This window comes from Dellaglioa sp. CoH-55-MRSF-7 (genome assembly GCF_056782235.1).
In genome coordinates this window covers 1-20,353 of sequence record NZ_JBXAYI010000008.1, presented here as the reverse complement: position 1 = coordinate 20,353, position 20,353 = coordinate 1, and the positions used below count along the sequence as shown (strand labels likewise).

General features: G+C 31.7%; 18 protein-coding genes and 2 tRNA genes. 13 read left to right on the top strand and 7 right to left on the bottom strand.

The features are described 5' to 3' along the window. The first annotated feature begins 12 nt into the window (after nucleotides 1-12). Both dltC and dltD read left to right on the top strand, forming a co-directional pair. A complete protein-coding gene (gene dltC, locus AC1RPU_RS07145; protein WP_481761929.1) occupies nucleotides 13-249 on the top strand; it encodes a D-alanine--poly(phosphoribitol) ligase subunit DltC in 237 nt (78 codons plus the stop codon). After that, complete coding sequence (gene dltD / locus AC1RPU_RS07140; RefSeq protein WP_481762190.1) at nucleotides 250-1,497, top strand: D-alanyl-lipoteichoic acid biosynthesis protein DltD; 1,248 nt, start codon at nucleotides 250-252, stop codon at nucleotides 1,495-1,497. It begins immediately after the preceding gene. 42 nt (nucleotides 1,498-1,539) lie between these two features. On the opposite strand, the gene AC1RPU_RS07135 is transcribed toward dltD, so the two are convergent. The 3 genes from AC1RPU_RS07135 to AC1RPU_RS07125 form a co-directional block, all read right to left on the bottom strand. After that, entirely contained in the window at nucleotides 1,540-2,097 is a 558-nt protein-coding gene (locus AC1RPU_RS07135; protein ID WP_481761927.1) for a hypothetical protein, read from the bottom strand. 18 nt (nucleotides 2,098-2,115) lie between these two features. Next, nucleotides 2,116-2,856, bottom strand: a complete 741-nt coding sequence (locus AC1RPU_RS07130; RefSeq protein WP_481761926.1) for a hypothetical protein — start codon at nucleotides 2,854-2,856, stop codon at nucleotides 2,116-2,118. 116 nt (nucleotides 2,857-2,972) lie between these two features. Then, nucleotides 2,973-4,883 (bottom strand): LTA synthase family protein, encoded by a 1,911-nt coding sequence (locus AC1RPU_RS07125; RefSeq protein WP_481761938.1) that lies wholly within the window; start codon nucleotides 4,881-4,883, stop codon nucleotides 2,973-2,975. A 432-nt stretch (nucleotides 4,884-5,315) separates the two neighbouring features. On the opposite strand from AC1RPU_RS07125, the gene AC1RPU_RS07120 reads away from it, so the two are divergent. The 5 genes from AC1RPU_RS07120 to AC1RPU_RS07100 all read left to right on the top strand — a co-directional run bounded on the left by AC1RPU_RS07120 (nucleotide 5,316) and on the right by AC1RPU_RS07100 (nucleotide 11,132). Continuing rightward, entirely contained in the window at nucleotides 5,316-5,945 is a 630-nt protein-coding gene (locus tag AC1RPU_RS07120) for a VanZ family protein (RefSeq protein ID WP_481761925.1), read from the top strand. 15 nt (nucleotides 5,946-5,960) lie between these two features. Beyond that, a complete protein-coding gene (locus tag AC1RPU_RS07115) occupies nucleotides 5,961-7,133 on the top strand; it encodes a class I SAM-dependent rRNA methyltransferase (protein ID WP_481761924.1) in 1,173 nt (390 codons plus the stop codon). Between the two features lie 255 nt (nucleotides 7,134-7,388). After that, nucleotides 7,389-8,291: a GRP family sugar transporter gene (locus AC1RPU_RS07110; protein WP_409022282.1), complete on the top strand. Its 903-nt coding sequence runs from the start codon at nucleotides 7,389-7,391 to the stop codon at nucleotides 8,289-8,291. Between the two features lie 22 nt (nucleotides 8,292-8,313). Then, nucleotides 8,314-9,687, top strand: a complete 1,374-nt coding sequence (locus tag AC1RPU_RS07105) for an amino acid permease (protein ID WP_481761923.1) — start codon at nucleotides 8,314-8,316, stop codon at nucleotides 9,685-9,687. 98 nt (nucleotides 9,688-9,785) lie between these two features. Beyond that, entirely contained in the window at nucleotides 9,786-11,132 is a 1,347-nt protein-coding gene (locus AC1RPU_RS07100; protein ID WP_481761922.1) for a glucose-6-phosphate isomerase, read from the top strand. Nucleotides 11,133-11,201: 69 nt separating this feature from the next. On the opposite strand, the gene AC1RPU_RS07095 is transcribed toward AC1RPU_RS07100, so the two are convergent. Beyond that, the gene (locus AC1RPU_RS07095; protein ID WP_481761921.1) at nucleotides 11,202-11,750 is read right to left on the bottom strand and encodes a phenolic acid decarboxylase; all 549 of its coding nucleotides are present in this window, start codon (nucleotides 11,748-11,750) and stop codon (nucleotides 11,202-11,204) included. Between the two features lie 110 nt (nucleotides 11,751-11,860). Here AC1RPU_RS07095 and AC1RPU_RS07090 point away from each other — a divergent pair, with 110 nt between their 5' ends. Together AC1RPU_RS07090 and AC1RPU_RS07085 are read left to right on the top strand one after the other, a co-directional pair. After that, nucleotides 11,861-12,394 (top strand): PadR family transcriptional regulator, encoded by a 534-nt coding sequence (locus AC1RPU_RS07090; RefSeq protein WP_409022286.1) that lies wholly within the window; start codon nucleotides 11,861-11,863, stop codon nucleotides 12,392-12,394. A 138-nt stretch (nucleotides 12,395-12,532) separates the two neighbouring features. Continuing rightward, nucleotides 12,533-14,449, top strand: coding sequence for a GH25 family lysozyme (locus AC1RPU_RS07085; RefSeq protein WP_481761920.1), 1,917 nt, complete (start codon nucleotides 12,533-12,535; stop codon nucleotides 14,447-14,449). A 290-nt stretch (nucleotides 14,450-14,739) separates the two neighbouring features. Here the strand turns inward: AC1RPU_RS07085 and AC1RPU_RS07080 are convergent, their stop codons facing one another. Both AC1RPU_RS07080 and AC1RPU_RS07075 read right to left on the bottom strand, forming a co-directional pair. Further along, on the bottom strand, nucleotides 14,740-14,940 hold the full coding sequence (locus AC1RPU_RS07080) for a cold-shock protein (RefSeq protein ID WP_057973786.1): 201 nt from the start codon (nucleotides 14,938-14,940) through the stop codon (nucleotides 14,740-14,742). 160 nt (nucleotides 14,941-15,100) lie between these two features. Next, nucleotides 15,101-15,385, bottom strand: coding sequence for a hypothetical protein (locus AC1RPU_RS07075; protein ID WP_481761919.1), 285 nt, complete (start codon nucleotides 15,383-15,385; stop codon nucleotides 15,101-15,103). A gap of 612 nt (nucleotides 15,386-15,997) precedes the next feature. Here AC1RPU_RS07075 and AC1RPU_RS07070 point away from each other — a divergent pair. The 3 genes from AC1RPU_RS07070 to AC1RPU_RS07060 all read left to right on the top strand — a co-directional run bounded on the left by AC1RPU_RS07070 (nucleotide 15,998) and on the right by AC1RPU_RS07060 (nucleotide 19,092). Beyond that, on the top strand, nucleotides 15,998-16,645 hold the full coding sequence (locus AC1RPU_RS07070; RefSeq protein ID WP_481761918.1) for a hypothetical protein: 648 nt from the start codon (nucleotides 15,998-16,000) through the stop codon (nucleotides 16,643-16,645). 272 nt (nucleotides 16,646-16,917) lie between these two features. Then, nucleotides 16,918-17,847, top strand: coding sequence for a hypothetical protein (locus AC1RPU_RS07065; RefSeq protein ID WP_481761917.1), 930 nt, complete (start codon nucleotides 16,918-16,920; stop codon nucleotides 17,845-17,847). 492 nt (nucleotides 17,848-18,339) lie between these two features. Beyond that, nucleotides 18,340-19,092, top strand: a complete 753-nt coding sequence (locus tag AC1RPU_RS07060; protein ID WP_481761916.1) for a hypothetical protein — start codon at nucleotides 18,340-18,342, stop codon at nucleotides 19,090-19,092. A 477-nt stretch (nucleotides 19,093-19,569) separates the two neighbouring features. Here the strand turns inward: AC1RPU_RS07060 and AC1RPU_RS07055 are convergent. Continuing rightward, nucleotides 19,570-19,642 (bottom strand) — tRNA-Gln (locus AC1RPU_RS07055). 511 nt (nucleotides 19,643-20,153) lie between these two features. Between AC1RPU_RS07055 and AC1RPU_RS07050 the strand changes: the two genes are divergently transcribed. Beyond that, a tRNA-Glu gene (locus tag AC1RPU_RS07050) sits at nucleotides 20,154-20,226 on the top strand. The last annotated feature ends 127 nt before the right edge of the window (nucleotides 20,227-20,353 follow it).

The following is a 20,353-nucleotide window of genomic DNA, read 5'->3' as shown; positions in this document are numbered from 1 at the left end:
AGGAGAATTGATATGAACACAAAAGATAAAGTTTTAGATATATTAGAAGAGACAACAGGTAGCGCAGAAGTTAGAAATAATTTAGATTTAAATGTTTTTGATGAAGGCCTATTAGATTCAATGGGTTCAATTCAATTAATCTTAGAATTACAAAATGAATTAGGTGTTGATATTCCAATTTCAGAGTTTGAACGTTCTGAGTGGGCAACACCAAATTTAATTATTGCAAAAGTAGAAAGCTTGATCTAAATGGGATTGAAAAAGAAGTTATTCATGATCATTGGGCCTGTTGTTTTGGCTGTTGCATTACTATTAGCCATACTACTTGCACCAGTCAATTATAATTTCAGTTCTGCAAAAACTGAAGAAAAAGCAGCAGTATCGCAATCTACTTTAATTTTAAAGGGCTCTGCTATTCGTCAAAAGGCATTAGATGATGGTTATGTGGCATTTATCGGTTCATCCGAATTTTCACGGATGGATTCGATGCATCCTTCAGTTTTAGCGAAAAAATATAATCGTTCATATCGTCCATTTTTAATGGGAACTGGTGGGACACAATCGCTTAATCATTATTTTTATTTACAAGGTATCAAAAATCAATTAAGAAATAAAAAAGCAGTTATGGTGGTATCACCACAATGGTTTGTTCCTAATGGTGTAAGAAAGCAGGTATTTAATAATTTTTATTCACCATTACAAACAACAGAGTGGTTACTATCTGCAAATGCTAACAGCCTGTCAGATCGTTATGCTGCCAACAGATTTATTACTTTAATGTCTGGTGAAGGAAATGAATCTGTACTGAATGCAATGCATAAAATTGCTGAAGGACAGTCGTTATCTGAAGCGGATGCTACGATGCTTCGCTTGAAATTAACGATTTTGAATCATGAAGATCAATTATTCTCAGGTTTTCCGATGGCCGATCGAACACAGACTATCGACAAACAAACTAAGAACCTTCCAGCAAAATATGATTTAAATAAATTAAATATTCTTGCCGGTAAATATGGTGCTAAATGGACAACCAATAATGATTTTGCAATCAAAAATAGTTATTGGGATAAAAATAAGCTTAACAAAAAAATTGGTAAGCTTGCAGGTACACAGACTAAATTAAATTATGATCATTCTGTTGAATTTTCAGATTTCCAATTAATTTTAAATCAGTTTGCTAAAGAACATACTGACGTCTTGTTTATTATTCCACCTGTAAACCAACGTTGGGCAAGTTATACTGGACTATCGTCGAAGATGCTAGCTAACTTTGATGGTAAGGTTACAAAGCAATTGAAATCCCAAGGATTTAATAAAATTGCTGATTTCAGTAAAGATGGTAATGAAGAATACTTCATGGAAGATACGATTCATTTAGGTTGGAAAGGTTGGGTTGCGGTTGATAGTTATGTGAACCCATTCCTGACTCAAAAACAAGTTAAACCTAAATATCATTTAAATAATTATTATTACTCAGAAGATTGGCAACAAGAATAAAAAATAATTGGAATAAACCCTTATTGCATATGCAATGAGGGTTTATTCTATTATAGGAGATTCTGCAAAGGGAATGATTTGCGGTTGAGTAAGTAACTCTGTCTGTTTAGTTGTGATAATAATGCTTAAATCTAATTGGCAGGTTAATTCTGTGACTAAATCAATGAAGAATCTTGTTTCTATTATTGAAAATTCATCAATTAAGCCTGATAAAATGATCACCGAATAATCGTTTAAGATAGCTCTAAAAATTAAAATAAGTGTTTCATCAAAGTGACTTAAATCAGTCGTTTTTTTGTTGATAAAATTCGGTGAATAGTGGTGAAAATATTGTCCATAAATTAATTTTGAAATAGTTTTATATGTTTTTTTGTGCTGTTTCTTAGATGTTAAACCCATATTTTGTGTGATAGTTAGATAAGGAACTATTAAGCTTAGTTCTTCAATTGTGATTAAAGTAACTAAATTTGAATTAATAAAGTCTTGATTTTCAAGTTGATTTACGAATTCAAATGATTTATCTAAAATGATTGAAACCGAATGGGTAGGGAATAATGAGGTTAATGATTGAGTTGTATTAGTGTATTTTTTTAGTTGCATTGTGATGCCTCCTATAATTTAATGAGATGAGTTACGGGTAGAGAATAAGACAGATAGGAATGAAATAAGGCTAATAGTTATACCGCCAGCAAATAGATATGCAGAATTAATGAATGATTCTTGCGAGATTAATGTACTAAATTGTACGTTTGTAGAGGAAATTAAAAAATTCCCATTAAAATTGGTTAATTTATGTGACAGTAATTCTAATAACTCAGAGGATATTTCTGAGGGAGAAAGTTGCATAGCTAATGAATGGGTTAGCCAATAAATATTTAGTTCTCTCAGCAATGAAGTATAGTTATTTTTAAAGAAGAAAATTAAAATTATCACTAAAATTAATGCTGCTATAAAGATAATAAGGACTTCAAGAGCGAATGCAAATGCGACTTTAGGCTGACTTTCGCCGATATTGTGTAAACTAAGATATTCGTTGATACGCTTGTTGATGATTTTTTTATAAACAACAATACTGATAGTAATACCCGCTATCAATAACCCAATAATAATAGGGTAGATTAGGCTGACTTGTTGTTTATGAATATCTGTTAAGACACTAAGTAAATTAGAACTAGATGTACTATTAACATTAATATGAGCAAGCATTTTTTTAAAACTTTTAAATGATTCAAATGAAATTTGATTAAATAATAAGTTTGAGAGACCGATTAGTATTGTGAAAAAAAATATGATAAATAACCCAACTGTTTGTTTCTTATGATAAAAAATACTAGATAATGATTGTAGAATTAAAGACATAATGACACCTCTTCGATTAATCTATATGACTAATTTTAAATAATAGTTATGAACATTATGTGAAGTTGTTTAGAATAAAAAAATAAACGTTACCGAAATTTATTTTTCGGTAGCGTTTATTTTGAACTGGTACTTGAACTTGAACTTGTAACAGTTTTTGAAGAAGAACTTGCAGTTGGTGCCTTTAATTCAGGAGCATCTGTTTGATATAAGGTTGTTGTCGACTTATTGCCATGTTTTGAATAGAGGCTTGTCGAATTGTTTTTAAGCGTTTCTTGTAATTTTAGTAATTTACTATATTGATTCTTATAGTTATAGTCACTTGGTTGCGTTGGCTTAAAATTCTTTGGTGTATAGTAACGTAATAAGTTTTGATTATTGACTGTATCCGATAAATTTAGTTCGGTACTGACTTTTGTCTGATCTTTCTTTATTGTTTCCTTAACAATTTTAGAAGGGTGCGTAACTTCTTTACCTGTTACATTATCATAAATTGTAGAATCTAAAACAGTATAATTAGGTGTAATGAAGTTTTCATTTCTAAACGCAACTGTCTGATCGTGATTCTTAGAAAATAAATCTGTCCCAAATTGAACATATGATGACGAATCTAGGCCTAATAAGTGAAGAAGGGTAGGTAAGACATCAACTTCACCACCATATTGATTTTGGATGCCACCATTTTTACTTCCAGGAATATTAATCATAAATGGAACACGTTGTAATTGTGTATTATCAAATGAGCTCCATGTTTCGGATGATTTACCAAGAAGTTTAGCAAGCTTCACATTTCTTGAATTTGAAATACCGTAATGGTCACCATAGAGGACAACCATTGTATTATTAGATAATCCAGATTTTTTTAAGTATGTGAAAAATTCTTTAACTGATTCGTCTAAATAATGAGCCGTTTGGAAGTAATTATTAACAGACGTATCACCTGTATCTGGAACTTCAAAGTCTTTATTTTTTGAATCAATATCAAATGGGAAATGATTTGACACGGTAATGAATTTTGCATAAAAAGGTTGCTGTAATTTTTCTAAATATTTAACTGAATCATTGAATAATAACTTATCTTTTAGACCGTATTCTAGAGTGTTATTTGCAGACGTATCATAATAACTTGAATCAAAGAAGTATTGGTATCCCATACTTTTATAAACGGAATCTCTGTTCCAAAATGATCCAATATTACCGTGGAAAACAGCACTAGAATAACCAGCGGTTTGATTTAAGATAGCGGGAGCTGCTTCAAATGTATTTTCGGATCCAAGAGATGTGAAAACAGATCCTTGAGGTAATCCATAGATACTTGTTTCTAAGAGATTCTCAGCATCAGATGTTTTACCTTGTCCGACTTGATTGAAAAAATTAGGAAAACTATAAGTTTCTTTACCATTGTATAGAGAATTTAAGAAGGGTGTGACTTCTTTTCCATTCACCTTAAAGTTAATTAAAAATTGTTGAAAACTTTCTAAATGGAGCACAATAACATTTTTACCTTTTGCGATACCATACATATTTGGATTAGGTGCTGCATAATGTGACTTTGTAAAATCAAGGACATCATTTAAATCAGAACTTTCAGCAGTATCGCGAACCCGATTGTTTTTAACTGTTTTGAAACTGTCGTAGACGGTATATGAATCAATTCCTAAGTATTTAACAATATAATTACGATCAAACGTTCTCGTAATTAATTGTGGTCGGTCAATTTCGCCTAATGTTAAACTTGCCAATGTTAGCATTATTGAGAATGATGTAATTGCAAACGCGTTAAGTTTACTGAATGGTCGAGTGTTAAATTTTAAATAGCGAGTTAAGAATAAGCAAATAATAAGCACTAAGTCAATGACGTAAAAAATATCGTGTGGTTTCATTAAAGCAAAAGAGCTGCCACTAATACCTTCAGAAACTTTAGAATAACCTAACATTGTATTAATTGTCATAAAATCAGTAAATTCTCGATAATAAATAACATTAAAAAATAGTAATGCTGAGTTCGCAATGTAAATTAAAAACATAGTCAAATATGAAATAACTGGTTTTTTAATGTATAATGCAAGTCCGAGTAGTAGCATGGTTGTGCCAAGTGGATTTAACAAAAGGACAAAGTATTGATAAATTCCTGAAACACCAAGGTTAAAATCAATAAGATATGCAGTAATTGTTTTTAACCAGAAAAGAAACAGAAGTAGGGTGAAAAATCCAAGCTTTGTGTTTAGAAATGTTCTAAATCGTTTGAGTGTCTGCACGGTTTGAACCGTCCTTTCGAGTATAATCAAATTAAAATCGTAACTGTAGTTTACAGTCTATATTAAATTTGTGTCAATTGATGCTAAGCTTTGTTAATGCATTTTTAACTTATTAAATTTACATGAAAAATAATGGTACATACTAAAATATCATGTTTTTATTTGTTAATATAGGAGAAGATGGAAGGTGAGGTTGAAAGAATGTTATTTTTATCAAAATTATATGAATACGTTTTACATCATTACTCACAAGGTATTAACCACTTTCCATTAATCCATCTTATTTTTTTAAGTGTTGATAAAACAATTTTTTACTTAATCGTGTATCTTGTTATTCGAGTAAGTATAGGGTTGTATCAAAAGAAAAAAATAAACTTCAGAACAGAATTTGTAAGGCTATTATTAGTTGCGTACCTCGTTTTATTAGTTGAATTGACGGTATTTAGATATGTCTATTTCCCATGGGATATCCGATTGAATTCAACCTATAATTTTCATTCTATCAATTGGACACCGTTAATTGAAACAATTAAACTGACAAATGGACAATCTTTGTTCGATTTCGTGTATAATCTATATGGTAACATTCTTTGGTTTGTTCCGTTAGGAATTATTTTACCCAGTCTAAAGCAATTTAAAAAGTATTCTCTAGTAAAAACAATGTTGGTTGGTATTTGTTTATCAATCGCTATTGAATGTGGACAGTTTGTACTAGGATCCGGAGTTAGTGATATAGATGATATCATTTTTAATTCATTGGGTACATTGATAGGCTGTGGGCTATATCTTATCTTAAATCAAATATTAAATAAAAAAGACGTTAAAAAATAGAAGGAGTGCTAGTCATTGAGAAAAGTAGAAATTATTTCACATGCAGCAAAAAAGTTTAAAAATGGATACCCATTAATTGATAAGGAAGATTTACAAACAACTCGTGATTTTAAAGAAGGAGAATGGGTTGCATTAACGCTACATAATCAATTTGTCGCTTATGGTTATTTTGCAGAACAAAATCGTGGGGATGGCTGGATTTTTTCACGAAATGAAGAATCACGTATTGATGAAGATTTTTTCTCAAAATTATTTAATAACGCTCGAATGAACCGTAAATCATTATTTACTAATAAGGAGACGAATGCCTTTCGTTTCTTTAACGGTGAAGGTGAAGGTATCGGTGGATTAACAATTGATTATTACGACGATTATTATGTATTTACTTGGTATAGCTTAGGTCTTTACCAACACAAAGATATGATTTATAGTGCATTTTCTGATGCAGTTACAAGTTATAAAGGTATTTATGCTAATCTTCGTTACGATACAAAGGGTGAACCATCAACATTCAAAGTTCGTGGAAAAGATGCACCTACGCCACTTATTGTTCAAGAAAATGGCCTTCAATTTGCTGCATATCTTAATGAAACAACGACAGGACTTTTCTTAGAACAACGTGAAATGCGTAAAGCAATTATGAATAAATATGCTGAAGGAAAACTTGTGTTTAACGGATTTAGTAATACAGGTGCAACATCAGTTGCTGCATCAGTAGGTGGCGCACTTAAAACAGTTAGTGTAGATGTGAATAATAAAAATATTGATCGTACAAAAGAACAATTTGTACTTAATAATATTGATCCTGAAAAACAAGAAATTCGTGGAATGGATGTTTTCGGCTATTTAGATTATGCAAAGAAACACCATATTAACTATGATTTAGTTATTTTGGATCCACCAAGTTTTGTACGTTCAAAGAAAAGAACATTCTCAGTTCAAAAAGATTATGTTCAACTTGCTGAAGATGCTATTGATATTACACAAAAAGATGGTGTTATCATGTTCTCAACTAATTCGGCAGGATTGACGCTCAAAAAATTAAAAGAACAAATCACAGAAGCTTTTGCTAATAAGAATCGTTCATTTACATTACTTGAAACATTCCGTTTATCAAGTGACTTTGTAACAAACAAGGAATATCGTCAAGGTAATTATTTAAAAACGTTAGTTATTAAAGTTGATTAATTAAAAAACAATCCTATTTATTATTAAATAGGATTGTTTTTTTTCGTAAAATATAAAAAATTCATAAAAACAAAATGCTTGTAATTAAACGTTTATGAGTGTTTTTGATGGATTTCGAATGTAACCCGTTTCAAATGTTGCTAAAGCTATCATCAAATTTTTGTTTTAAGGGTTGTAAATACGGTTACTTTACTGCTAAAATAGTTAAATCGCGAAAAAAGAATAAAAGAGAGAGAGTAGAGGATTTAATTAATTATGATTATCTTAATGGCAGTAATCCCTGCAATTGCATGGGGTAGTATTGGACTTATAAGTGGAAAACTTGGCGGAACTGCCAACCAACAAACAGTTGGTATGACATGGGGTGCCTTGATTTTTGGAATTGCCATTTATGGTATTTATCAACCAGAAATGGACACAAAAGTCTGGATTATTGGTATCGTTTCTGGTTTATTTTGGAGTTTAGGTCAAAATCAACAATTCCATGCTATGAAAGCAATCGGAATCTCAAAAACAGTTCCTGTTTCAACAGGCTTACAGTTAGCTGGTAATGCGTTGGCAGGTGTCATACTGTTTAATGAATGGAAGACAACTCAAATGGTTGTGATTGGTACTATAGCGATGATCGTTATTATTGCTGGTGCTGCTTTGACATCATTGAGAGATAAAAAAAATTCAGTTCTATCTGATTCAGAAAAAAATGAGAATACTGCTGCTGGTGTACGTGCTATTATTTTGTCAACAATTGGTTACGTAGGTTATACAATTGTTGTTCATTATGCAACAGTGGGCATGACTGCTGATGAATCACGTGCATTTACAATGGCAACAATCTTGCCACAAGCTGTTGGTATGGTTATAGGTGCTGGATTTGTTGCGCTTATTGCAAATGAAGTTATTATGCACTCATCAACTTTTAAAAATGTATTAACGGGACTTATTTGGGGCGCTGGTAACATCTTTATGTTCTTATCAATTCCTAAATTAGGTCAAGCTGTTAGTTTTTCATTTTCTCAAATGGGAGTGGTTATTTCAACATTCGGTAGTATCTACTTATTAGGAGAAAAGAAGACTAAGCATGAGATGATTTATGTCACACTTGGATCAATATTTGTTATTTTAGGTGTTATTATGTTAGGAATTATGAAAACTTTATAAAATGGTGAAGGAGTGTTAATCGATGGATTTAAGGAAAAAAGAATTTGCGACAACTCATCATGTTAGTAAATTAAAAAGAACCCTTAAAACCGGTGATCTCATTCTTTTAGGGTTAGGCGCAACAGTTGGTACAGGTATTTTCGTTGTTACGGGGAATGCTGCCAGTCAAGAGGCTGGTCCTGCCCTTATTTTGTCGTTTATTATTGCCGCAATTGCAGTTATAATGAACGGCTTTTCTTATGCAGAATTTTCATCAAGAATACCAGTTTCTGGTGGTTCGTATAATTATGTTTATGTTATTTTTGGTGAGTTTATAGCCTGGTTCGTTAGTTGGTTTACCATTTGTGAATATATTCTAGCGGGGGCTTCTGTTGCCTCAGGTTGGTCTGCGTATATGCAGGGGTTCTTGATAGGGCTTAATATCCACCTGCCTGTTGCGCTGAGTGCATCGTATAATGCAGCAAGAGGGTCATATATCGATATTATTGCTGTTATAATTACGTTAGTCGTTACATGGTTAACAACATTTGAAGCAAAAAAGGCACTACGTTTAAGCAAAATAATGGTATTTGTAAAATTTGCGATTATTCTTTTATTTATAGTAGTGGGTGTTTTTTACATTAAACCTGGTAACTGGCAACCCTTTATGCCATTTGGTACAAGTGGGGTAATGAGTGGGGCCGCATTAGTATTTTTTGCCTTTTTAGGGTTTGAATCTATTGCGATGGCATCAGACGAAGTAATTGATCCGCAAAAGACAATTCCAAAAGGAATTATTGGTGCGATAAGTATTTCTGCTATTTTTTATATTATTGTTACGTTAGTATTAACCGGAATTGTCCCGTATACACAATTAAATGTTAGTGATCCAGTTGCATTTGCGATGCGATTTGTAAATCAGAGTATTATTGGAAATATAATCTCGGTAGGTGCAATAATAACGCTTCTAAGCGTCTTAATTGCATTAGCCTATGGTTTATCGAGAATGATTTATTCGGAGGCGAGAGACGGATTATTGCCCCAATACTTAGCAAAAATTAGCGATAAGACGAATGCGCCCAAAGCAGCATCATGGACAGTCGGTATTTTTATTGCGATTGCAAGTGGGTTAGTGTCTATTGAAAGTTTAGCCAAATTGACTAATATTGTAACGTTAACCGTACTTGTTATTTTGGCTTTGGCATTAATAAGTTTAAGGAAACAATTTGGTGAACCTAGTAAAGGCCAATTTAGAGTTCCATTTGTACCATTGTTACCAATCTTGTCTATAATTATTTCAGTCTATTTGATGATTCAGTTACCGATTAATATCTGGGTTGCCTTTCTAATTTGGATTATTATAGGATTAGTTGCTTATTACGGTTACGGATATTCTCATAGTAAACAAAAAAAATAACGGAATTTGTAATTAAAGTTCTGTTTGACTGTTATATTTTCTACTAAGTATTGTATAATGTAAGTTGTTAAATAAAGAATATGAGGGAGATAATTAAAATGGCACATATTTCATTCGATAGTTCTAACTTATCAAAATTCGTCCAAGACAATGAACTTGGCGAAATGCAAGCACTTGTTACTGCAGCAGATAGTGAATTACGCAACGGTACAGGGGCAGGTAGTGATTTCCGTGGATTTTTAGATTTACCTAAAGACTACGATAAAGAAGAATTCGCTCGTATTAAAACAGCAGCTAAAAAAATTCAATCTAATTCAGAAGTTTTAGTCGTTATCGGTATTGGTGGTTCATATTTAGGTGCTCGCGCAGCTATTGAATTCTTAAACCATACATTCTATAACTTATTACCAGCTGAAAAAAGAAATGCACCTCAAATCTTATTTGCTGGAAATTCAATTAGTCCTTCATACGTACATGATTTAGTAGATTTAATTGGTGATCGTGATTTCTCAGTTAATATTATTTCTAAATCAGGTACAACAACAGAACCTTCAATTGCTTTCCGTGTTTTCAAAGAAAAATTAATCGCAAAATATGGTAAAGAAGAAGCTAACTCACGTATCTACGCTACAACTGATCGTAAAGTTGGTGCCTTAAAAGTTGAAGCTGATTCTGAAGGCTATGAAGCATTTGTTATTCCTGATGACGTTGGTGGCCGTTTCTCAGTTCTTACTGCTGTTGGTTTATTACCAATTGCTGCTTCAGGTGCTGATATTGATGCCTTGATGCAAGGTGCTGAAGACGCACGTGTTGAATATTCAGATGCTGATTTAACAAAAAATGAAGCATATCAATACGCAGCTTTACGTAATATTTTATACCGTAAAGGTTACACAACTGAAATTCTAGAAAACTACGAACCAAGTTTACAATATTTCTCAGAATGGTGGAAACAATTGATGGGCGAATCTGAAGGTAAAGATCAAAAGGGTATTTACCCATCTTCAGCTAATTTCTCAACTGATTTACATTCATTAGGCCAATATATTCAAGAAGGCCGTCGTAACTTGATGGAAACTGTAATTAATGTGGGAACTCCCGTTAATGATACTGCTATTCCTGAAGAAGAGGGCGATCTTGATGGCTTAGGCTACTTAGAAGGTAAGACAATGGACTTTGTTAATACAAAGGCTTTCCAAGGTGTTGTTTTAGCTCATACTGATGGTAATGTTCCTAACATGATTTTGAACATTCCTACACAAGACGCTTACACATTAGGATATACAATTTACTTCTTTGAAGCAGCTGTAGCTGTATCTGGTTACTTGAATGGAATTAACCCATTTAACCAACCAGGTGTTGAAGCATACAAAAAGAACATGTTTGCCTTACTTGGTAAACCTGGCTTCGAAGACCTTTCAAAAGAATTAAATGCACGTCTTTAAGATAAAAAAGTTATAAAATAAAAATCGTCTGAACTTTTAAAAGTTCAGACGATTTTTATTTGGAATAAATTAGTTCTTTTTGATCATTTTGTAATTTTCGTCATAATATTTACCATTACGAATATCATCTGGCATACCAACATAAGGTTCTTCATTGATAACATCTTCGTTATTTTGACCGGCATCACCGATGTAAGTGATTGTAGCAAATTCTGGGACAACCATTTTAGGATATGTTTCGTATTTTTCACGAGATTCTTCCATCAAATCGATATGGTCATTTTGGTAAGTAACTGTAATTTCAGGATGTTCTTGAACCCATTTAGGGAAGAAGATTGTTCCGTTAATTTTCATTTCGTTAGGTAAGAAATCTAGAGCGACATCAGTACCTGTAGGTTCTGTCCAAGCAATTTTATAAATACCTTCAGTAAGCATAACGATGTGAGCTTCTTGATCAGTTACCCAACGTCCAGCAACCATACCACCATGGATACGGTAGTCAACAGTATGATCATTTTTAGCGTACCATTCATATTCCCAACCGTTATCGTAAGTATATACAAAATGTGTACCTAAGAAATCATCTAATGTTTTAAACTTTTTTTCTGTATTTGTCATAATTTTTGTTCTCCTTTAAAGTGTTTATTTATACATGTAAAAGTTTACATGTTTTTGTTTACTTGATTATAGTATACTGATAAGTATTAAAAGTCAAGTTAAGGGGAAAAATGGCAAAAAAAAATAAATTACAATATATTATTTTAGGATTATTGAATCAAGAACCATTATCGGGGTACGATATAACTAAAGCATTTACGACTGATATTGGAGAATTTTGGCAAGCAGGACATAGTCAAATTTATCCTGCTCTTAAAATAATGGAAAAAGATGGATACATTACGCATGAAATTGAAATAGCAGGTACTAAGTTAGAAAAGAAAATATATTCTATTACATCACAAGGTAAAAAAGTTTTAATGGATTGGTTAGTATCAGATAGTGGGGAATTAAAACCGATTAAAGACGAATTTATTTTGAAACTTTATTTTATTAAAAATAAAGATGACGTTCAATTACAGCAAAGATTAATTGAGCAATTACAGTTACATCAAGTAAAATTAGATCATCTTGAAGGAAGAATGAAATTAATTTTTTTCTCAGAAGAAGAAATCAACAAACAATATGGTCATTATTTGATTTTAGATCATGCAATTGAACGAGAAAAATACTGTGTTAAGTGGTTTAAAAAGTATCTTAATTAAATAATAGACGCTTATAAAACGTCTATTATTTTTTTATTGAAGGTCTTTTTTTCTAATCTTAATCTTTTTGACTTATAAATTATGCTAGAATATGGTTATTAAACAAAAAATAAAAGGGCGGTTTCTATTTTGAAAAGAATGACGAAATATGTATTATTTTTATCTAGTGTGATAGTAGGTATTGGTATCGGAGCATATCAGGCCTCGGCTAATACTTCGAAGCCTGAAGGTGTGATGGGGTCAAATGTACCTGAATCATTAGTTAAATCAGCATCTTTATTGAGTAAATCGGCTACAAATCGCGATAATTCAATTCCTGATTTATCAGAATTTCAAGGATCATTTACAGATGCACAAGCTAAAGTATTAAAGAAAAATTTTAAATTTATTATTTTACGTGTTCAATATGGGTCAAATCGTAAAGATTTAGTGATTGATCATAATATTGCGATGATGAAGAAATATAATATTCCATATGGTGTTTATTCATTTAGCCAATATGAAAATGTTGCTGATGCTAGAGTAGAAGCGAAAGACTTATATAACCGTGCCAAGGATGCTAAGTTCTTTGTCAATGATTATGAAGATCAAACGGTTACGAATGCTAGCAAAGCAAATACTAACGCCACAACAAAAGCCTGGGCTGATGAGATGGCTAAATATGTAGGTAATCGTAAAATTATACTTTACTCTTATGCTAGTTTTATGAAAACATATGCCAGTACGGCTGTTAACGCATATGATGGTTTTTGGTTAGCTGCATACCAAAGTAATGAGCCAATGGAAACAAGTCATTCGTTATGGCAATATACAAGTAACTTTACAAATCATGGTTTATCAGGGGTTGGAAACATTGATGCAAGTATCATGTCTGGTAAAAATGCTGATTGGTTTTTAAGTGCATCAACAGATAACAAACCAACAGAAAGTACACCACCCACGAACGCAGCTGGGAAAGCACAAAGTTATAATGAATTAGTTTCAATTAAAAAATCTGGATATAATGTTTGGGGTAATTTTAGTTGGAATAAAGTTAAAAATACGACAACTGGAAAAATTGGAAAAGTTTATAGCGCAAAATATTACTATAATCACAGTAATGGTAACAAATATTACTCATTGTACGATAGTAAAGGCAAATGGGCTGGATATGTAAATAGTAACGCAATGGAGGTTGCTTCAGCTAAAGAATTTAAAGCAACCGCTAAAATTACTAAACGTGATTATACTATCTGGAGTAATTTTTTCTATACGTCAGCAAAAGGAACAACAGCTAATTATTATGGTCAAAACTTAAATGTCAGATACAGATATACATTGGGTAATGGTAACGTCTATTATTCACTTTATAATAATGCAGGTACATGGTTAGGTTATATGAATAGTAATGCTTCAAATTTAGTTTATTCATCATATGATAAGATTGTTTCTGTTAAAAATAGCTATACTATCTGGGGTAATTTTAATTGGACAAGTAAAAAAGGATCTACAGTTACTAACTCCGGACAGACATACAATGCTAAATATGCGTATAAGATTAATGGTAATACGTATTACTCACTATATAATGGTAATAATGTTTGGAAAGGCTATGTTAACAGTAATGCTACGAATACCTTAGTAGCTAAATCATTAAAGGCAAAGGTCAAAATTAGCGATAAAGGTTATAATGTCTGGGGTAATTTCTTGTGGTCATCTAAAAAAAGTACTTCTAGTAATTACTATGGTCAAACATATAACGTTAGATACAGATATACTACAGGAAACGGAAATATTTACTACTCACTTTATAACGATGCCGGTAAATGGATGGGTTATGTGAATAATAAAGCAACTAGCCATATTTATACTAAATACAATAAAATTGTCTCTGTTAAAAGAAGCTATGATATCTGGGGTAATTTTAATTGGACGGTAAAAAAAGGGTCAACTATAGCTAACTCAGGTACGAAATATACAGTAAAATATGCTTATTCAATTAATGGCAATAAATATTACTCGATATACAATGCAAATGGTAAGTGGCAAGGATATGTAAACAGCAACGCATTTTAAATGAAAATAGTTCTAAGTTAATTGTTGTTGATGAATTATGATATTGAAAGACAGTGTGACTTAAAAATGCCTCATAATCGTTAGACCTACGTCTAATAATTATGAGGCATTTTTTATATTGATAAATTTAAAGTTGATTTTGAACGTAACCTAAAGTGCATAGTAGGAACCGGATGATAAATAATTATTTAATTTAAAAATACAGTCATACAACAGCAGCTGATGAGAGGGTATACGGTTATTATTGCAAAAAAAAAACCTACCCGAAGGTAAGTTTCAAAGGCTTATAATTAAGCTTTAACAACGTTAGTTGCTTGTGGTCCACGATCAGAATCTTCAACATCGAAAGTAACTGCTTGGCCTTCGTCAAGTGATTTAAAACCGTCACCTTGGATAGCTGAGAAATGAACGAAAACGTCGTCGCCAGATTCGCGAGTAATAAAACCAAAACCTTTATCTGCATTAAACCATTTTACTGTACCTTGTTCCATAATATGAAACCTCCATGTGCTGTAAGCACTAATATATTTTGCATTTGTTGATTGAACTATTAAAAAGAAGTGTGTTCATAAATGAAACAAATCACCTTTAAATAACCGAACCATAAATACATAAGTTTAATATAACATCTAATGACGATTAATGCAAATGTTATTTGCTCGATTTAGTGTGTTTTTTAAGATAATGCAGTAATTCTGTTTCATTACGAAATTCATGTGGGCTAACTTGATTATGAAGTCGAATCGTAATTTTATTAATTTTGATTCGACCAGTCCAAGTATACGTGTATTCAACGATAAATCTATTATTGAGATCATCCTCATCTAAGCCAAAATTAAGTACGTAAATACGATCTGGAACCATTAATGGATTGAGATGTTCTTTATCGTAATAAATTTTGTTTGCTCTTAAGAATTTTTTTGTCTTACTTAACATAGTGTATAAACCTCCAAACTATTATTATAGTGTATTCAAAATGAAGGAGACAGAATTGAATCGGGGATTTAAGTTGCTGTCACTTTATTAATTTAAGTACCATCATTAAAATATCTCATTTAGTATATCATAAATAGAACATAAAATGAGAAAATACTATATAAATCATTCGGAAAAATTGACAATAAACAAAAACATGTTAAGGTTATAGTAGCTCAATATTAATATTCTTAGTATAAATTATTCAGTTTGATGATTTCTATTCATTTATTCACGCTGGCGCAACCAAGGAGTTGCAAGGATGTAAAGTAGGTAGGGTTACATCGTTTAGAAGTAGAATTAGTAACTTATTTTAAAATTAATTAACTCAAAATTAAATATAAATATTCAGTGAGAAGGCTACCAGCAGAATTTGTTGGTAGCCTTCGTCAATTAAAAATATATATAGCATTAAAAATTAATAGCGGGTATGAATGTTAGAAACTTTAAAATATAACCCTTTATTACTTTATTGAAGTATTTAGAGTGTACATACAAAGGAGGTAGGTATTGTTTACCTGCTTTTTTTAGTGTTTAATATGTGAGTGTATAAAAATAAAGGGGTGTTGGATAATGAAAAGGGTAGTCGTATTATGTGCTTCAACAATGGTTGCATTATTATTAGTTGCATGTGGGAACAGCAATAGTGCAAGTAAGGAATCGTCATCATCTGAGGTAAAATCATCTAGTTTGCAGAAATCAAAAAGTGAATCAAATAAGAAAGAGTCTATAAAAAAAGCAAAAGTATCTTCTGAAAGTAAAGCATCATCAGAATCAGCTGCCAAAGAATCAAGTATGGTAGCTGAAAGGTCATCTAAGGCAGCTAATCTTGTGAGAAATGAATTAAAAAAAGGATTTAGTTTTGCTCCAATCAAATATAATGGTGAGGACATCAGTAAAGCTATGGAAGATGGTACTGCTCCACGGCACTCCCTTTTTGATTTAATTACTCTAGGTTACGCAAAAAGTGATACAGTGGTTCGTACACAGCTGGGAAAAGATAGAGCCTATAATTATACGTATAAGATAACCGATAAGTTTATTATAATGAGGGGTGAATCTGGTTCACATCGCATACCTTACACAATAAAGGGATCACATATAACATATGGAGAATGGATAGAAAAACAATCTAATGGAACAAAGCTTACTTATGAGTTTGCATTAGAAACGACTGCCAAAGATGCAATAGACGCACAGCAAACTCAAAATAAAATATAATGGTTAATTGAAACATCCATACTGTGGATGTTTTTTTGTACGCCAAAATAGAAAATGTCGTACGGGTTATTGCGGCATTTGGGGCTGAACAAACTTAGTATAAAATATCTTTGAATGGTTAAAAATCTAACAAAACCTGCGACTATTAGTATGAAAATATAGATTATGTTGTACAGAGTTTTATAAAAGTGCATAAGGTGAATACGAATATTGATTACCTATCATTTTTAGTGTTTAATTTAAAGGTAAATAAATTTTAGGGGAGTTTCAAAATGAAAAAGGTATTGGTAACGTGTGGGATAGCAATGATGTTATTATCATTAACTGCGTGTGGGAGCAGCAATTCAAAAAAGGATGAATCATCTTCTATTGATTCTAGTAAATCACAAGCAAGTTCAAAGAAAATAGCTAGTTCAATGAGTAGAGAAGTTTCATCGTTAAAAAAAGAAAAAAGTAAATTACAGGAAACGAAAAAACAGGCAAGTAGGAATGTAGGAACTCTGACAGTTCAGCAGATGAAAGACCATCCTAAACAGTCAGCTGTAGCAATCGCTTATTATGGTGCAAATCGTTTTTGGAATGGTTTAACGGATAAAATAGCAGATGGGTTCAATGTTTCAATTAAAACACCTAATTCAAGTACAGTTAAGTATTATATTCAAAAAGGTGATAATCCATATTATAGATTACTGGGGGATGTACATAATACTGTAGCTTATTATGACAATGCAGATAATGAACTACAAAAAGTTGGTATGTCGACAATAGCTACTTATGTAAATCAAAAGTTAACTGATGGTAGTCGAAATACTCTAGTGAATAACGTTATCATCAATGCTAGTGATGATACACAACAATCCAGTGATGGGCTATCAATATCAATTGATGAAGCGATTAAACTGATTATCAAACATGAAAATTCAAATGATAATTACGGCAATTTTAACTTGATAATAACAGATAGAAGTAAAAGTACTATAACTAAAATTAATAATAATGATGATATTCCTGCAGCGTTGGGAGGATACGTACCCTATGGAAATGGTGGTTGGGAAATAGAGTTGGTGTACACGGGTGCAAGTCTTCGAGAAAAATATTACCTAGTGCCTGATCATAACAAAACAACCGTTTCACTTAAAACTATCTCACGCTATTCGACTAGACCAGACATAGATACAGAAAACTTTACGCTAAACCGTTAAATAAATATAATACTTTATAGTGATATTCCATAATGGTTCATTAATGCATTCACAAACGTGAGTGCTTTTTTTGTAAAAAATGAAATATGGAACTGGGAATCTTCAGATAAATACCGGGCCTTAGAATATTAGCTAAAATTTAGAAAAGCAAAATTAATGAATTTCTTAGCATAGTAGCTAAAAAGTATATACACTAATAGTGTTGACGAAAGTGCAAACATTTAAAAAGCTAAAGAAATAAACTATACTATCTAAAATGATCCATCATGAATGATACGGTTGGAAGTACAAACGGTAGCCAGATTCAAAGTGTGAAAAAGTTTAGTGTGAGTTAAATCATCATTTAGTGATTTTTGAGTAACTAGTGATCATTAAAATAAACCTTTTAAGTTACGTAGAGTTTCATAGTATTTCATAGAGTTGGGACAGGTATTGTTTACCTGTTTTTTATTGTTTAATATAGAGGTAAATAAGATATTTGGAGGTAATGCAGTGAGTAAAATATGGGGGTTTATAAAAAAATATAAATGGTTCATTTTACTAGTAATATTGATAGTGACTGTTATCATCCCTTGGGTCATCAATATTTTTATTGGCATTGTTCCAGGAGTAGGTTCGAGTGATGGGTGGCTTGGATTTTGGGGAGGTTATATAGGTTCTTTCATAGGTATTGGTGGTGCAGCTATGTTTGCATATATAAATACAAAGTTTCAGTTAAAAGAGCAAAGAAAAAATGAGTTAAGTAATGCCCTTGCTGTAGAAGATATTAAGAACATATCTAGATTAATTTCTATTAATAATAGATTTACCGCCAATATTATTTTAATGAAAAAAGATATTTTCTCTAAGGGTACATTAGAAACAATAGATGATATTCGTAATTTGGGTACAAAAATTAATAAAGAAAAATTGAATGAAATTACTAATTTGAAGAATGAATATGTAATTTATTTTGAAACATACGTTAGCTATGTACCCGAATTATCAAAAAAATGTGATACCTATCAAGATAATATTGCTACACTTTGGAGTGATTTAATGAAAACATACGATGAACTTACTATGGCAGTAAAATGGTTATTGAAAAATAAAGAAGAAAATATAGAATTGATAGATCAAGAAACTAATAAAATTAATAAAATTTTTACAGCAGTTGCAACAAATATAGACTCTATATCTTTTCCGTTAAATGCAGTGAATAAAATTTTAAAAGGCGAAGCGGCGAGGATAAGGTGTAATAAATAATACCTTATCTATAATTGATGTTTAGGTATTCTTAAAGTAAGTAATAGGGTTAGTGTTAGAACCTGCCAAAACTTGCCATAAAATACTTTATAAAGCTCATCAAAACTCTAGTAAGCTCGTCAAAATGATACTTCATTTATACCTAATATGTTAGCAAATATTAGTATATGGGTGCAGCTATTCATCCCTGGGACTTATTAGATATGTAGGCAAAAATAAGTATTCGGACATTTCGGACCCCCTAAAGGGATGCAATTAAAAAGGTTATCAAGACATTCAAGACACCCTAAAGGAAGTAGATTTAATTAGATGTGATGAAATGACTACGGTTTGTTGAGGGAAAATAAAAAGCACCTACTTAAGAAAGTAGATGCATCAGTACATACATGCCCGTACAGTTTATTTTTTTGACTACGGTTTTGACTACGGTTTGTTGAATCTAGATGAAACCTTATGAAACTCTATGAAAACACTTGATTGGGTAAGTAGGGATCGAACCTACAGATTGCGGATTCAGAGTCCGGCGCCTTACCAGTTTGGCTATTACCCAAGAATAATTAACTTCCTAATTTTAGCGATATAACGGTCTTTTGTCAAATAGAAAATAGTAATATTTTGTTGAAACAATAAGAAATAGTAAAGATGATTAATTATTGATAAAGAAAAGTGATGATTACTTTTCTAATTGATACATAACGTTATAATGAAGGACATAAAGATTGTGTTATGTAGAGAAAGTACAAATGAATAAATTAAGCTAAAGTTTTGCACATTTTATTAAGTTATTATTCTATAGATGGGTTTGAGGCGAACGTATTGGAAATAAAACTAAGACGTGAATTAAAAAAGTTATACATTAGATTATTGATTGCGTGTGTCACAACGTTATTGATAGGTACCACGAAAGTTCTCCTACAATATAAATGGTTATCTTTTGTTATGTGGGCTGCTGCATTGTACTGTCTCGGTTTGTATCTGTATTGTTGTTTTATTCAATTTTTAATTTGGCATAAAAATCATTGACATCAAATCTATATGGGTTATACTTAAAAGAGTATTTTTGCCCAATGGTCAAATTGGTTAAGACGTCGCCCTCTCAAGGCGGAATTACGGGTTCGAGCCCCGTTTGGGCGATAAAAGATGTAATTAATTAGAATATTTAAAAAAGTGATTAAGTAGGGGAATGAAGTGAACCCCCTGAGTTGGAGAAATCTAACTCAGGGGGTTTTACTATGTTCACAGTTGAAATAAAGAAAAAAGT